Annotated in this window: 17 protein-coding genes; 5 read left to right on the forward strand and 12 right to left on the reverse strand. The window is 66.1% G+C overall.

Features of this window, described 5'->3' with window-relative positions; all coding sequences use genetic code 11:
- Positions 1 to 165: 165 nt before the first annotated feature.
- The 3 genes from J2848_RS04005 to J2848_RS04015 are packed head-to-tail and all read left to right on the forward strand — an operon-like array spanning position 166 to position 2108.
- Complete coding sequence (locus J2848_RS04005; protein ID WP_149230353.1) at positions 166 to 1338, forward strand: bifunctional 2-C-methyl-D-erythritol 4-phosphate cytidylyltransferase/2-C-methyl-D-erythritol 2,4-cyclodiphosphate synthase; 1173 nt, start codon at positions 166 to 168, stop codon at positions 1336 to 1338.
- Between the two features lie 36 nt (positions 1339 to 1374).
- Positions 1375 to 1878 carry a CinA family protein gene (locus J2848_RS04010; RefSeq protein WP_149230352.1) on the forward strand — a complete coding sequence of 168 codons (504 nt, stop codon included), beginning with the start codon at positions 1375 to 1377 and terminating at the stop codon, positions 1876 to 1878.
- A gap of 41 nt (positions 1879 to 1919) precedes the next feature.
- Complete coding sequence (locus tag J2848_RS04015) at positions 1920 to 2108, forward strand: 4-oxalocrotonate tautomerase (protein ID WP_014247666.1); 189 nt, start codon at positions 1920 to 1922, stop codon at positions 2106 to 2108.
- 33 nt (positions 2109 to 2141) lie between these two features.
- Here the strand turns inward: J2848_RS04015 and J2848_RS04020 are convergent, their stop codons facing one another.
- The 9 genes from J2848_RS04020 to J2848_RS04060 all read right to left on the reverse strand — a co-directional run bounded on the left by J2848_RS04020 (position 2142) and on the right by J2848_RS04060 (position 10402).
- Positions 2142 to 2597: a type II toxin-antitoxin system RatA family toxin gene (locus tag J2848_RS04020; RefSeq protein ID WP_149230351.1), complete on the reverse strand. Its 456-nt coding sequence runs from the start codon at positions 2595 to 2597 to the stop codon at positions 2142 to 2144.
- Positions 2598 to 2633: 36 nt separating this feature from the next.
- Positions 2634 to 3590 carry a lipoyl synthase gene (gene lipA, locus J2848_RS04025; protein WP_149230350.1) on the reverse strand — a complete coding sequence of 319 codons (957 nt, stop codon included), beginning with the start codon at positions 3588 to 3590 and terminating at the stop codon, positions 2634 to 2636.
- Positions 3591 to 3652: 62 nt separating this feature from the next.
- A complete protein-coding gene (locus J2848_RS04030; RefSeq protein WP_149230349.1) occupies positions 3653 to 4138 on the reverse strand; it encodes a DUF29 domain-containing protein in 486 nt (161 codons plus the stop codon).
- 56 nt (positions 4139 to 4194) lie between these two features.
- A complete protein-coding gene (gene lpdA, locus J2848_RS04035; RefSeq protein WP_149230348.1) occupies positions 4195 to 5592 on the reverse strand; it encodes a dihydrolipoyl dehydrogenase in 1398 nt (465 codons plus the stop codon).
- A 15-nt stretch (positions 5593 to 5607) separates the two neighbouring features.
- The gene (locus J2848_RS04040; RefSeq protein ID WP_149230347.1) at positions 5608 to 5910 is read right to left on the reverse strand and encodes a chorismate mutase; all 303 of its coding nucleotides are present in this window, start codon (positions 5908 to 5910) and stop codon (positions 5608 to 5610) included.
- Between the two features lie 20 nt (positions 5911 to 5930).
- Positions 5931 to 7295: a pyruvate dehydrogenase complex dihydrolipoamide acetyltransferase gene (locus J2848_RS04045; protein WP_149230346.1), complete on the reverse strand. Its 1365-nt coding sequence runs from the start codon at positions 7293 to 7295 to the stop codon at positions 5931 to 5933.
- A gap of 16 nt (positions 7296 to 7311) precedes the next feature.
- Positions 7312 to 8700 carry a pyruvate dehydrogenase complex E1 component subunit beta gene (locus J2848_RS04050; RefSeq protein ID WP_149230345.1) on the reverse strand — a complete coding sequence of 463 codons (1389 nt, stop codon included), beginning with the start codon at positions 8698 to 8700 and terminating at the stop codon, positions 7312 to 7314.
- A 118-nt stretch (positions 8701 to 8818) separates the two neighbouring features.
- Positions 8819 to 9838, reverse strand: coding sequence for a pyruvate dehydrogenase (acetyl-transferring) E1 component subunit alpha (gene pdhA / locus J2848_RS04055; RefSeq protein WP_149230344.1), 1020 nt, complete (start codon positions 9836 to 9838; stop codon positions 8819 to 8821).
- A 192-nt stretch (positions 9839 to 10030) separates the two neighbouring features.
- The gene (locus tag J2848_RS04060) at positions 10031 to 10402 is read right to left on the reverse strand and encodes an FtsB family cell division protein (RefSeq protein WP_211103063.1); all 372 of its coding nucleotides are present in this window, start codon (positions 10400 to 10402) and stop codon (positions 10031 to 10033) included.
- A gap of 357 nt (positions 10403 to 10759) precedes the next feature.
- On the opposite strand from J2848_RS04060, the gene J2848_RS04065 reads away from it, so the two are divergent.
- Positions 10760 to 11071, forward strand: coding sequence for a hypothetical protein (locus J2848_RS04065; protein WP_149230343.1), 312 nt, complete (start codon positions 10760 to 10762; stop codon positions 11069 to 11071).
- A gap of 46 nt (positions 11072 to 11117) precedes the next feature.
- On the opposite strand, the gene modC is transcribed toward J2848_RS04065, so the two are convergent.
- From modC to modA, 3 genes are read right to left on the reverse strand one after another with little or no spacing between them, the layout of a single operon-like run.
- A complete protein-coding gene (gene modC / locus J2848_RS04070; protein ID WP_149230342.1) occupies positions 11118 to 12239 on the reverse strand; it encodes a molybdenum ABC transporter ATP-binding protein in 1122 nt (373 codons plus the stop codon).
- Positions 12240 to 12241: 2 nt separating this feature from the next.
- Positions 12242 to 12937, reverse strand: coding sequence for a molybdate ABC transporter permease subunit (gene modB / locus J2848_RS04075; protein WP_149230341.1), 696 nt, complete (start codon positions 12935 to 12937; stop codon positions 12242 to 12244).
- Between the two features lie 10 nt (positions 12938 to 12947).
- A complete protein-coding gene (gene modA / locus J2848_RS04080) occupies positions 12948 to 13709 on the reverse strand; it encodes a molybdate ABC transporter substrate-binding protein (RefSeq protein ID WP_246193722.1) in 762 nt (253 codons plus the stop codon).
- Between the two features lie 277 nt (positions 13710 to 13986).
- Between modA and rpe the strand changes: the two genes are divergently transcribed.
- On the forward strand, positions 13987 to 14640 hold the full coding sequence (gene rpe / locus J2848_RS04085; RefSeq protein WP_149230339.1) for a ribulose-phosphate 3-epimerase: 654 nt from the start codon (positions 13987 to 13989) through the stop codon (positions 14638 to 14640).
- The last annotated feature ends 157 nt before the right edge of the window (positions 14641 to 14797 follow it).

The following is a 14797-nucleotide window of genomic DNA, read 5'->3' on the forward strand; positions in this document are numbered from 1 at the left end:
TGCACTCCCGTCTTTCCGCCATCGTGCTGCCGGGACATGCCGGCCGACCCTGGACACGGTCCTGGGCTTACGGGCGGCAAGGCTCGGCACTTGGCGGAACCACGGCGACAGGCTAGGCTCCGCGACGTTTCCGTCAAGTGGCTATCATATCTTACGGTCTGCCTTATGCCCACCTGCATCGCCCCCACCTGTATTGCTTTGATCGTGGCCGGCGGATCCGGCCAGCGGTTCGGGGCCGAACGGCCGAAGCAATATCTCGACCTCGCCGGCAAGCCTGTGCTGCGGCGGACGGTGGAGGCCTTCCTGCGCCATCCCCAGGTCACCGGCGTGCGCGTGGTCATCGACCCGGCTTGGCGCGAGGTCTATGACGCCGCGGTATCCGGCCTCGGCCTGCCCGTCCCGGTGGCCGGCGGCGCCAGCCGTCAGGACTCGGTGCGCAACGGGCTGGAGGCGCTCGCGACCGACCGCGTACCCGACCTCGTCCTGATCCACGACGCCGCCCGCCCGCTCATCGACGAAGCCACCATCAGTGCGGTGATCGACGCCTTGGACAGCACGCCCGGTGCCATCGCCGCGGTGCCGGTGGCCGATACCTTGAAGCGCGGCAATAGCGGCGCCATCACCGGTACGGTGGACCGCGAGGGGCTGTGGCGGGCGCAGACCCCGCAGGGCTTCCGCTTCCCCGCCATTCTGAAGGCGCACCGCGCCGCCGTCGGCCTGTCGCTGACTGACGATGCCGCGGTGGCGGAGCGCGCCGGGTTGGCCGTGGCGCTGGTGCCGTCCAAGGAGGACAATTTCAAGGTGACCACCCCCGACGACCTGACCCGTGCCACCCGCGCGATCATCAGCAGCCTGTGGGATGTGCGGACCGGCAGCGGCTTCGATGTCCACCGCTTCACCGATGGCGACTTCGTAACGCTCTGCGGCCTTCGCGTGCCGCACAGCCATGGGCTGGAAGGCCATTCCGACGCCGACGTCGGCCTGCATGCCCTGACCGACGCCATCCTGGGCGCACTCGCCGCCGGCGACATCGGCAGCCATTTCCCGCCGACCGATCCACGCTGGCGTGGGGCCGACAGCGCCAGGTTCCTGCGCCATGCCGCCGATCTGGTGGCGGAGCGCGGCGGCGTCATCGCCCATGCCGACCTGACCATCATCTGCGAGCGTCCGAAAGTCGGTCCGCACCGCGCAGCGATGGCGGAGCGCATTGCCCAAATCCTCGGCATTGAGGTCGGGCGGGTCAGCGTCAAGGCGACCACCACCGAACAGCTGGGCTTCACCGGCCGGCGCGAAGGCATTGCGGCACAGGCGGTGGCGACCATCCGGCTTCCCGGTTAACATCCGACTCGATCATACGAACCGGGAGAGGCCGTCATGTTTCCCGAGACCATCCGCGAGCTGTCTGCCCAGGTGCTTGCCGAGTACGGCCTCGCCGGCTTCATGCTGGCCACCGCCGAATCCTGCACCGGTGGACTGATCGCCGGTGCTTTGACCGACATCGCCGGTTCGTCCAAGGTGGTCGACCGCGGCTTCGTCACCTACACCAATATCGCCAAGACCGAACTGCTCGGCGTTCCCGCCAGCCTATTGCATGCCCACGGCGCCGTCAGCCCGGAGGTGGCCGTCGCCATGGCGGTTGGCGCGCTGGCAAAGTCGCGGGCCGACGTGACGGTGGCGGTGACGGGAATCGCCGGGCCCGGTGGCGCCACCGAGACCAAGCCGGTGGGGCGGGTCTATGTCGCCACCGCGGTGCGGGGCGGTGCAGCCAAGGCCAAGGAATACACCTTCCCCGGCGACCGTGACGCCGTGCGGATGGCAACGGTGCAGGCGGCACTGGAGCGGCTGCGGCTCGCCCGGCCAACCGGAAGTCTGCGCTGAGAAAACGCCTGCAACCTTTTCATAATCAGGGAAAATTTCAGATGCCGACCATCAACATCCAGCTGTTCGAAGGCCGTACCGTCGAACAGAAGCGCGAATACGCCAAGGCGCTGACCGAGGCGACCGTGAAGGTCCTCGGCTGCTCGCCCTCGGCGGTGGACATCATCTTCCAGGACGTGAAGAAGAGCGACTGGGCCAGCGGCGGGGAGCTGTGGTCGGACAAGACCTGACCGACCACCCAGCTTCGTTACCCGTGACCGACGTCAGGCCGGCTGCGTCGCCCGGCCCGGCCCATAAAGCTGGGCCGCTCGCGTTTCGAAGGCCTGCACCATACGGCGGACCGCCTCATTGAACAGCAGGCCCATGATCTTCTGCAGCATCTTCGAGCGGAACTCGAAATCGACGAAGAAGTCGACGCAGCAGCCGCCGGGATGGTCGTTGAAGATCCAGTGGTTGTTCAGGTACTGGAACGGCCCGTCGGTGTACTGCACGTCGATGCGGCAGCCAGGCTCGTTCAGTTCCACCCGCGAGGTAAAGCGTTCGCGGACCATCTTGAAGCCGATGATCAGGTCCGCGAACATGACATTGCCTTCGCGCTTGCGGATGCGGGCCGCCAGGCACCAGGGCAGAAACTCCGGATACTTCTCCACATCCGCGACAAGGTCGTACATCTGCTTGGGCGTGTAGGGAAGAACCTTCTGTTCCGCGTGCGTCGGCATGCCCGTATCATGTCCTTTCTTATTGAGCCGCCTGCATCAGGCGGCGGCGACCCCCAGCTTGCGCAGCCGGGCCTCGCGCAGCTTCTCGAAATCCGCACCCGCATGGTAGGACGAGCGCGTCAGCGGCGACGAGGCCACCAGCAGGAAGCCCTTGCCACGGCCAATGGTGGAATAACCGTCGAACTCCTCGGGAGTCACGAAGCGATCCACCGCCGCATGCTTGGGCGTCGGCTGGAGATACTGCCCAATCGTCAGAAAGTCCACATCGGCGGAGCGCAGATCGTCCATCACCTGCCCGATCTCCTCCTTCGTCTCACCCAGGCCGACCATCAGGCCGGACTTGGTGAAGATCGTCGGATCCAGCTCCTTCACCCGCGCCAGCAGCTGCAGCGAGGCGAAATAGCGCGCACCCGGACGGATGTTGGGGTAGAGGCGCGGAACCGTTTCAAGATTGTGGTTGAAAACATCGGGCTTGGCCTCCACCACCACCTCGACCGCACCCTTCTTCTTCTGGAAGTCAGGGGTCAGGATCTCGACGGTGGTTGTCGGCGACGCGGCACGGACGGCGCGGATGGTGCGGGCGAAATGCTCGGCACCGCCGTCGGCCAGATCGTCGCGGTCGACCGAGGTGATGACCACATGGGAAAGCTTCAGCTGACCGACGGCCTCCGCGACTTTCTCCGGCTCATGCGGGTCGAGCAGATCCGGACGTCCGGTCTCGACATTGCAGAAGGCGCAGCCGCGCGTGCAGATGGAGCCGAGGATCATGAAGGTGGCGTGCTTCTGCTTCCAGCACTCCCCGATGTTCGGGCAGGCGGCCTCTTCGCACACGGTGTTCAGCTTCAGCCCGCGCATCAGCTGGCGGGTCTCGTTGTACTCCTGGCTCATCGGTGCCTTGACCCGGATCCAGGCCGGTTTGCGCTGAATCGGGTTGTCGGGCTTATGGGCCTTTTCGGGGTGGCGCAGCTTCTCGGTCTGGTCGACGAGGGTCATGGTCTAAAGCTCCCGACGGCCGACGCGATGCCCCGGCCCCGACAATAGGTGCGATGAGGATGTCAAACCCGCCATTCCGGCGGAAACAGTTCGGCCGGATAGGCCGGATCGAGCGCCTGGTCAAGTGTGAAAGGCGGCTCGACCGGGAAATGGCCGTCAGGGGTGTCCGCCTCGACGGCGGCCCGCAGGCGGGCGTCCGAGTAAACCTCGGCGAAAACGTCGGCGACGTAGGGCCGAAGGCTGGGGCTGTCCTTGATCTCGCGGATCAGCTTCTTGCGCTGCTCCCGGACGGTCAGGCGCCAGCCGCGCTCGCACCGGTCCCGAAGGTCAGAACAGAACATCCATTTCAGCAGATGGACCAGCAGAACGCCGAGGCGGCTGTCGATCTCGGACTTCTGGCTGCGGCCCATGCTCTCGATCTCCTCGGCGACGTTCTCCCAGTCGACCGGGGCATTGTTCCGCTCGGCGCCGGCACGGCGAAGCTCCTGCGCCTGGGCTTGGGTCCAGGCGTAGAAATCCTCGTCATAGGCGGTGCTGCTGCGGTCCATGGCTCCGTCCGGTTGGGAAAAACGTCACCCCGGAAATCCCTAGCGGAAAATCCTAGTTAAAAGTGGATCGCCCGGCCATAGGCATCAAGGACCGACTCATGCATCATTTCCGACAGGGTCGGGTGCGGGAACACCGTGTGCATCAATTCGGCCTCGGTCAGCTCCGAAGATTTGGCGATGCCATAGCCCTGGATCAGCTCGGTCACTTCCGCGCCGATCATGTGGGCGCCCAGCATCTCGCCGGTCTTGGCGTCGAAGATGGTCTTGATCAGGCCTTCCGGTTCGCCGAGCGCGATGGCCTTGCCATTGCCGACGAACGGGAAGCGGCCGACCTTGATCTCGTAACCGGCTTCCTTCGCCTTCTTCTCCGTCAGACCGACCGACGCGATCTGCGGGTGCGAGTAGGTGCAGCCCGGGATGTTGCGGACGTTCAGCGCATGCGGGTGCTTGCCGGCGATGTGCTCGGCCACGATCACGCCCTCATGGCTGGCCTTGTGGGCGAGCCAGGGGGCGCCGGTCACGTCGCCGATGGCATACACGCCCGGCTCGTCGGTCTCGCACATGCCGTTGGTCTGGATGTGGCCGCGGTCGGTCTTGACCTTGGTGTTCTCCAGTCCAAGCCCTTCGGTGTTCGGGCTGATGCCGACGGCGACGATGACGCGGTCGACCGTGATGTCCTCGGTCTTGCCGCCGGCCTCGACGGCCACGGTCACGCTGTCGGCGGCCTTGCGCAGATTGCCGGCCTTGCCGCCGGTGATGATGCGCATGCCCTGCTTTTCGAAGGCTTTCCGGGCCATTGCCGAGATTTCCTCATCCTCCACCGGAAGGATGCGGTCCATTACCTCGACCACGGTGACCTTGGCGCCCAGGGCATTGTAGAAGCTGGCGAACTCGATGCCGATCGCACCGGAACCGATGACCAGCAACGACTTCGGCATGCTGTCCGGCGTCATCGCCTTGCGGTAGGTCCAGACCAGCTTGCCGTCATCCTCCAGGCCCGGCAGCGTGCGGGCGCGGGCGCCGGTGGCGATGATGATGTGCTTGGCGCCGAAGGTGCCGACCGGGGCTTCGCCCTTGCTGACCGCCACCTGACCCTTGCCGATCAGCTTGGCGGAGCCTTCGATCACCGCAACCTTGTTCTTTTTCAGCAGATGCTTGACGCCGCCGTTCAACTGGCCGGCGACCTTGCGCGAGCGGGCGACGACCTTGTCGAGGTCGAAGGACGGGTTCTGGATGACCAGACCGTAGTCGGCGGCGTGCTTGGCGAGATGCAGCACCTCGGCCGAGCGCAGCAGCGCCTTGGTCGGGATGCAGCCCCAGTTCAGGCAGATGCCGCCCAGGTTCTCACGTTCGATGACCGCGGTGTGCAGGCCCAGTTGCGCGGCGCGGATCGCAGCCACGTAACCGCCCGGTCCGCCGCCGATGACGATGACGTCGTAATTGATGTCGGCCAAGGGTGTTCTCCCCATTCAGGAGCGAGGCGCATCCTCGCGGCCGGCGGCAAAGATGCCTTCCTCGACCCGGCACGCCTCGTCGATGATCGTCTGGTACAGGGTGGCCATGAAGTCCGGATCCAGGCCGTAGGCCTTGCCTGCCGCCGCCGCCCGCCGTTTGACCGCTTCGACGCGCTCGGGCAGTACGGCCGGCAGGTTCTCCGCCATCTTCACCGCTGCGACGCGGTGGACGACGGACAGGCGCTTGCCCAGCAGTGCGACGATCTCGTCGTCGATGGCGTCGATTTCGGCGCGGAGCGGGGCAAGGCTTTTCGACATGGAACCGGATCCTCGAACCGTCAGAGCAGCATCGAGAGCGGATCCTCGAGCAGCTTCTTCACTGCCGCAAGGAATTCCGCACCGACGGCGCCATCGGCCACGCGGTGATCGAAGGTGCCGGTCAGGCTCATCACCGTGGCGATGCCCAACGCGCCATCCTTCACCACCGGGCGCTGCTCGCTGGCGCCGACCGCCAGGATGCAGGCCTGCGGCGGGTTGATGATCGCCGCGAACTGCTTGACCCCCATCATGCCCAGGTTGGAGATGGAGATGGTGCCGCCCTGATACTCTTCCGGCTTCAGCGCATTGTCGCGCGCCTTCTTGGCCAGCGCCTTCATCTCGTTGGAGATGTCGGCCAGACCCTTGGTCTCCGCCTTCTTGACGATCGGGGTGATCAGCCCGGTCGGGGTGGCGACGGCGACAGAGACGTCGGCATGCTGGAACTGCAGCATCGCCTCGTCGGTCCAGGCGGCGTTCAGCGCCGGAACCTTCTTCAGCGCCAGCGCCACGGCGCGAATGATGAAGTCGTTCACCGACAGCTTGTAGGCGTCGGACCGGCCGTTCAGATCGGCACGGATCTTCATCAGCGCATCGATCTCGACATCCACCGTCAGGTAGTAGTCGGGAACCGTGCGCTTCACCTCGCCCAGGCGCTTGGCGATGGTCTTGCGCATGCCGCTGTTCGGCACGGCGGTGTAGGCCATGCCCAGCTTGTCGGCCAGCGCCTTGGCGTCGACACCTTCGGCCTTTGCCGGGGCCGGAGCCGCCGCGGGCGCCGGAGCGGCAGCGGCCGGAGCAGCCGTCGAAGCCTGGGCAGCCGCCGGGGTGGCAGCGGCCTTGGCCGGGCCGGCGGCCTTGGCGGCCTCGACGTCGGCCTTGACGATACGGCCGTGCGGGCCGGTGCCCTTCACGGTCTTCAGGTCGACGCCGGCCTGCTCGGCGATGCGGCGGGCCAGCGGGCTGGCGAACACGCGCGCACCACCTGCCGCCGGAGCGGCAGCGGGGGCAGCCGGAGCCGGAGCAGCGGCGGGAGCCGAAGCGGCGGCTGGGGCGGCCGTCGGCGCCGGGGCAGTGGCCGGAGCGACGGAAGCAGGAGTGGGAGCCGGAGCGGAACCGGCGGAGGCCAGCGCGCTCTCGTCCTCGCCCTCTTCCAGCAGGATGGCGATGGGGGTATTCACCGCCACGCCCTGGCTGCCGGCCGGGATCAGGATCTTGCCGATGCGGCCTTCATCGACCGCTTCGACTTCCATGGTGGCCTTGTCGGTTTCGATCTCGGCGAGAATGTCGCCGGACTTCACCGTGTCGCCTTCCTTCTTCAGCCACTTGGCGAGGTTGCCCTCGGTCATGGTGGGCGAGAGGGCGGGCATCAGAATCTGAACGGTCATCCTATCAGCCCTCCTCTCAACGGTAGCAGGCTTGCTTGGCGGCCTTGACGATGTCGGCGACCTGCGGCAGCGCCAGCTTTTCCAGGTTGGCGGCGTAGGGCATCGGCACATCCAGGCCGGCCACGCGGGCCACCGGCGCGTCGAGATAGTCGAAGGCCTGCTCCATCATCAGCGCACACATTTCCGAACCGATGCCGGCGAAGGGCCAGCCTTCCTCAACGGAGACGAGGCGGTTGGTCTTCTTGACGCTGTTGACGATGGTGGCGGTGTCCAGAGGACGGATCGTGCGCAGGTTGATGACCTCCGCGTCGATGCCTTCCTTCGCCAGTTCCTCAGCGGCAGCCAGGGCATGGCCGACCATGATCGAGAAGGCGGTGATCGTCACGTCCTTGCCGGCGCGCTCGATCTTGGCCTTGCCGATCGGCAGGACGAACTCCTCGTCCTCCGGAACCTCGAAGCTCTGGCCGTAGAGAATCTCGTTCTCCAGGAAGACGACCGGGTTCGGATCGCGGATCGCAGCCTTCAGCAGGCCCTTGGCGTCGGCCGCCGACCAGGGTGAGACCACCTTCAGGCCCGGGCAGTGGGCGTACCAGGAGGCGTAGCACTGCGAGTGCTGCGCGGCGACGCGGGCGGCCGCACCGTTCGGGCCGCGGAAGACGATCGGGCTGCCCATCTGGCCGCCGGACATGTAAAGCGTCTTGGCGGCGGAGTTGATGATGTGGTCGATCGCCTGCATGGCGAAGTTGAAGGTCATGAACTCGACGATCGGCTTCAGCCCCTTGAAGGAGGCGCCGACGCCCAGACCGGCGAAGCCGATCTCGGTGATGGGCGTGTCGATGACGCGACGCTCGCCGAACTCCTGCAGCAGGCCCTGGGTCACCTTGTAGGCGCCCTGGTACTGCGCGACCTCCTCGCCCATGACGAAGACCTTCTCGTCACGGCGCATTTCCTCGGCCATCGCATCGCGCAGGGCTTCGCGGACCGTCTTCTTCACCGTCTTGGCGAAGAATTTGTCCTCGTCGGAGTCCGGAACCGACACCGGGGCGGCCGGCACGGTGGGCGCCGGGGCCGGAGCAGCTTCGGCGACGGGGGCCGGCGCCGGGTTGGCCGGAGCGGCGGCGACCGGGGCATTGCCGCCCTTGGACAGCGCGCTCTCGTCCTCGCCTTCTTCCAGCAGGATGGCGATGGGGGTGTTCACCGCGACATTGTCGGTGCCTTCCGGCACCAGGATCTTGCCGACGCGGCCTTCATCGACCGCTTCGACTTCCATGGTGGCCTTGTCGGTCTCGATCTCGGCGAGAATGTCGCCGGACTTCACCGTGTCGCCTTCCTTCTTGACCCATTTCGCCAGCTTGCCCTCGGTCATGGTGGGCGACAGGGCCGGCATCAGCACTTCGATCGGCATTCCTCAACCTCCGGCGGCGCGGGGAAACCGGTTGCCACTCCCATGATGGGGGCAACCCGTCCCTCTGGCGCCGCTCCTGCTTTTCGTTGACGTCAGGACCAGACGGTGGATTCGACGATCAGGTCTCGACCAGGATGTCGGTCCACAGTTCCGACGGATCGGGCTCGGGGCTCTGCTGCGCGAACTCGGCCGATTCGGTGACGATCGCCTTCACCTCGCGATCGATCTCCTTCAGCTTGTCCTCGTCGACGAGGCCGCCGCCCAGCAGCTTGGACTTCAGCTGGTCGATGGGATCGGACTCCGACCGCATCTTCTCGACCTCTTCCTTCGTCCGGTACTTGGCCGGATCGGACATGGAGTGGCCGCGGTAGCGGTAGGTCTTCATCTCCAGGATGACCGGGCCGTTGCCTTCGCGGATGTAGTTCACCCACTTGTCGGCGGCGGCCTTCACCTCGAGCACGTCCATCCCGTTGACCTGATAGCCGGGGATGCCGTAGGCGGCGCCGCGCTGGTGCAGTTCACCGGCCGAGGCGCGCTCCTGCGAGGTGCCCATGGCGTACTTGTTGTTCTCGATGACGAACAGCACCGGCAGCTTCCAGAGAGCCGCCATGTTGAAGCTCTCGTACACCTGGCCCTGGTTGATGGCGCCATCGCCGCAATAGACCGCGGAGACACCGCCGTCATTGAGGTACTTGTGCGAGAAGGCCAGACCGGTGCCGAGCGGAACCTGGCCGCCGACGATGCCGTGGCCGCCGTAGAAGTTCTTCTCGCGGCTGAACATGTGCATCGAGCCGCCCTTGCCCTTGGAGTAGCCTCCAATGCGGCCGGTCAGTTCGGCCATCACGCCCTTGGCTTCCATGCCGCAGGCCAGCATGTGGCCGTGGTCGCGGTAGCTGGTGATGACGTCGTCGCCCTCTTTCAGGGCGGCCTGCACGCCGACCACGACGGCTTCCTGGCCGATGTAGAGATGGCAGAAGCCGCCGATCAGGCCCATGCCGTAGAGCTGGCCCGCCTTCTCTTCGAAGCGGCGGATCAGCAGCATCTCGCGGTAATAATGAAGAAGCTCTTCGGAAGAGACGGCTTGAGCGGGCGCGGTGTCGGTCTGCGCCTTGGTGGAACGGCGTCGGGACGCGGCCATGATTCCTCCCCAGGGTTCAAGCGGCAGGGTCTTTTAAAACACCCCTGCCGCTGCGCGTTGCGGGCATACGAGAGCCCGCACCGGAAGCGAATATGGCGCGCACACTACACGAGCTTAATGATACGCGCAAATGTCTGTTTTTGCAGCGCTATTTTAGATTAACCGCGATTCGGTTAATCGGCTGATTTCCCCTTACTTCTGCTGGCTGGCCCCTTCCTGGTCAGCCAGCTTGGGCAGCTTCACGATGACGTCGCGCGGGTTTGAAAAATTCAGCATCAGCCGTGCCCGCTCCTCCAGCATATCGCGGTCCAAACCGTCGCCGCGCAGCAGTTGGGCGCGGCGCTCCATATCCTCCCGCTCGGTGCGGAGCTGGTTGAGGACCCCTTCGGCCTGGGCGATCTCCCCCTGGATCTGCTTCATCGCCACCAGTCCGCGGTCGCCATGGACCGCGTAGTAGGCGAAGTAGGCGACCACGCAGGCGCACAGCGCCGGCATGATTGCTTGGCGGATCGCGCTCTTGGCGGCGCGGGCGAGCGTGTCGGTGAAATCGGCGATCATCGTCATGGTGGCATGATGGAATCACAGCGACTTTCCGCCGGTCAAATGAAAAAGATGGAACAGGCAAGTCGCAAAAGGTTCGTGTTCTTTGCGCAACCCAGTAATGGGTATCTGTCACGCCCAAGCCACAAGTCACCCGGATGTTCTTGTTAAGTTCTCATCAGTCATCAGGGCGGTCGGCTGGCCATGAACCCGCTCATCGGCACAGACACCCACCCGGCATAGTACCAAGGTGGATGGAATGAAACCGGCGGTGGCGTGTTTGGAGCCGTACGGTGTCGCCGGGTCCCTACCGAGTCCGCTTCGTGCTCGCACAAGCAGGTTCCGCCGACGGCGCCGCCCACTGGCTGAGGAGCAACACTCATGCGCAGCAAGTTTCTGATCGTGGCCCTGCCCGCCCTACTTCTGGGGCTGGCCGCCTGCGACGACCACAACGCCCAGAACTCCAATGCGGCAAACCAGACCAGCCCGACGACCAGCAGCGGGTCAAGCAGCGGTTCCACCACCGTCCCGCCACCCTCAACCGGCGTGCCGGTGCAAGGCGGCACGTCGGGCAATTCGATGAACGAAGGCAGCGGTGCCACCCGCACCCTGCCGGGCGGTTCGACCGCCGGCGGATCGGCGGGCGGCGGCGCCAGCACCGGCGGATCGGCCACCCCTTCGGGCAGCCAGTAACACCGACGGAGCGGCCCCTCCCCACCGGCGGTGCGGGGCCGCCCGCTCACACGTCTACCACCCGCCCGCTCCGGTCAGATGCAGCACCGCTGCTGTCCGGTTCGAAGGCGATGCCCTTGACCAGCGCCACCACCTCGCGGCCGTGCGCCAGCCCCAGTTCGCGCACGGCCGCCCGGGTGATGCGCGCGATCAGGAAGGAACCACCCACCGCCAGCCGGACGTCGGCGGAGGATGGGCCGGATTCCGCCACCTCCACCACCGTCGCGGCCAGCGCGTTGCGCAGGCTGACGCCGGTCAGCGGATGCAGCGCGACGATCACGTCGCGGGCGTGGATGTGCAGCCGCACCGCCGCACCCGGTGCACGGTCGATCTGCGGCACCGTCAGCCGTCCGCCGTCGAAGGCCAGCACCGACAGCCCATCCTCGGGAACATGATGCTCGACCGTCAGGTCCAGCACCGCGCCGGCGTCCCGCGCCCCCGTTGCCGCCGACAGGTCCAGCCGACCCATCACCGTTCCGACCGGCCCGGACGCGCGCACCCTGCCCTCTGCGATCAGCACCATCGTGGTGGCGAGCCGCACCACCTCGTCCAGAGCGTGGCTGACCATGACGATGGGGATGTTCATCTCGTCGCGCAGCCGCTCGATATAGGGCATGATTTCCGCCTTGCGGGCGGAGTCGAGCGAGGCCATCGGCTCATCCATCAACAGCAGGCGCGGCTGCGCCAACAGGGCACGCCCGAAGGCGACCCGCTGCTTCTCCCCACCGGACAGGCCACGCGGCCGACGGTCCAGCAGATGGCCGAGCCCCAGCAACTCCACCACCGGCCCGAAGGCGATGCGCCGTTCCACAGCAGGCACACGGCGCAGACCGTATTCCAGGTTGCTGCGCACGGTCATGTGCGGGAACAGGCGCGCATCCTGGAAGACATAACCGATGCGCCGCTTCTCCACCGGTATGTTGATACGCCGGGCGCTGTCGAAGAACACGGTGTCGCCGACGCGGATATGCCCCTCGTCGGGCCGCGCCAGTCCGGCGATCGCGTTGATGACCGAGGTCTTGCCGGACCCGGAACGGCCGAACAGCGCCGTCACGCCGCGTTCCTTGGCGGTGAAAGCGATGTCGAGGGTGAAGGCGCCCAGCCTCTGGCGGATTTGCAGGTCCAGCATGGTCAGAGCTGCCCGATCAGACGGCGAACCCGGTTCGCCAGGAATTCCGACAGCATCAGCGCCAGCAAAGCCACAGCGAAGGAGATCGCCGCCAGCCTTGCCGCCACCGCATCGCCACCGGGCTCCTGCGTCGCGGCATAGATGGCCAGCGGCAAGGTCTGTGTCTTGCCGGGGATGTTGGAGACAAAAGTGATGACTGCTCCGAACTCGCCCATCGCAGCGGCAAAGGCGACGATGGCGCCCGACAGCAGGCCCGGCGCCATCAGCGGCAGCAGGATGGTGAAGAAGCGGTCGACCGGCCCGGCGCCCAGCGTGCGCGCGGCCGCCTCCAGCCCGCCGTCGATCGCCTCGACCGACAGACGGATCGCCCGAACCATCAGCGGGAAGGAGGTCACCGCCACCGCCAGAGACGCCCCTTCCGCCGTGAAGATCAGCTTGATCCCGAAGGTCTGGTACAGCCAGCCGCCGACCACCCCCTTGGTCCCCATCGTCACCAGCAGGATGTAGCCGGTGACCACGGGCGGCAGGACCAGCGGCAGATGGACCAGCCCGTCGAGCAACGTCTTGCCCGGAAAGGAATAGCGGCCGAGCACCCAGGCGGTGAGCACGGCGGCCGGCAACCCCAGCGCGATGGCGACGCCCGCGACACGCAGGCTCAGCAGCAACGCGGTGGTTTCCATCGGCGTCAGGATATCCATGCCGCGGAGCTTACGGTGCCTTGGGTGCCGGGACGAAGCCGAATTCCTTCCATACCGCCATGCCGTCCGGCGACTTCATATAGTCGAGGAAGGCCGCAGCGGCCGCGTTCTTCGAGGACGCCACCAGAGCCGCCGGATAGGTGATCGGCGGATAGCTGTCGGGCGGGAAGGTCGCGGCGACCTCAACTCCCGGATCGACGGCGGCATCGGTGCGATAGACGATGCCGACCGGCACCTCGCCGCGGCTGACCAGCACCAGGGCTGCGCGCACGCTGTCGGCCCGCGCCAGCTTCGGTTCGACCGCCGTCCACTGGCCGAGTTTCTCCAGCGCCGCCTTGGCGTACTTCCCGACCGGAACGTTCGACGGGTCACCGGTGGCGAGCCGGCCGTCCCCCAGTTGGTCCGCCAGCTTGCCACCCTTCGACAGGTCCGGCTTCAACGTAGAGCCCTTGGGCACCACCACCACCAGCTCGTTGCCCAGCAGGTTCACCCGGCTGGCAGTCTGGATCAAGCTGCGCTGCTGAAGATAGTCCATCCAGTCGAGATCGGCCGAGATGAAGATGTCGGCGGGCGCGCCATTCTCGATCTGCTTGGCGAGTGCCGACGAGGCGGCAAAGGAGGAGGTCACGGTGGCCCCGGTCTTCGCCTTGAACTGGGAGGCCAGCTTGTCCACCGCGTTCTTGGTGGAGGCTGCCGCCAGCACCAGCACGTCCTGCGCCATCGCCGCCGGAGCCGCGAGCGTCAGTCCGACACCCAGGATGACCGCCGACATCACAGTCCTGAACCGATTGCGCCCTAGGACTCCACACATCCCAACCATCGCCATCTCCTGCCAAGTTCCACGCTTCATCTATATTCAAACGGATACAACGCCTCGCAGTTGCGGTAAAGCGCAAACGGCCCGGCTGACGCTGCAACCGCCAAAGCTTCCACGTACCGGGCGCTCACATCATGTCATGACTTGCCTCACAGGCCCGTGATAGGAAGTGCAGCAATTCGGACGGGTTCCAAACCTGCCCCCTTGCCCCCTCCCGCCCCAGGAAAGCCCCATGCGCGCCGTGAAGATTTCCCCCTCGATTCTCTCCGCCGATTTCGCCCGGCTGGGCGAGGAGGTCCGCGCGGTCGACGCCGCCGGCGCCGACTACATCCACATCGACGTGATGGACGGCCATTTCGTGCCGAACCTGACCATCGGGCCGGGTGTGGTGAAGGCGCTGCGTCCGCATTCCGCCAAGATCTTCGACGTCCACCTGATGATCTCGCCGGTGGACCTGTTCATTCCCGATTTCGCCAAGGCCGGCGCAGACATCATCACCGTCCATCCTGAGGCCGGTCCGCACCTGCACCGCACCATCCAGCTGATCAAGTCGCTGGGCAAGAAGGCCGGCGTCTCGCTGAACCCGGCCACGCCGGTGGATGCGATCCAGCATGTGCTGGAGGACATCGACCTCGTCCTGGTGATGACGGTGAACCCCGGCTTCGGCGGCCAGAGCTTCATCAAGAGTCAGCTTCCGAAGATCCGTGACCTGCGCGCCCGCATCGACGCACTGGGCAAGCAGATCGACCTGGAGGTGGACGGCGGCATCAACCCGGAAACGGCGCGTCTGGCGATCGAGGCTGGCGCCGACGTGCTGGTGGCCGGCACCGCCACCTTCACCGGCGGACCGGAACAGTACGCCGCGAACATCCGCGCGCTGCGTTAACAGCGCTGGACCAAGCGCACTTCCCGGCAAAATGCCGCAGCCCCGTATTGCGTCTCCCATTGGGAGGCTGCGGGGCTGCGTTCATTCCGGCTGGACGGGCCCGCTCCGCCGAAAGAGTGACGATCCAAAAGATACACCCACTCAAAAGCTCCATCGG

Source organism: Azospirillum lipoferum (assembly GCF_024170005.1).
Classification (GTDB): Bacteria; Pseudomonadota; Alphaproteobacteria; order Azospirillales; family Azospirillaceae; genus Azospirillum; species Azospirillum lipoferum.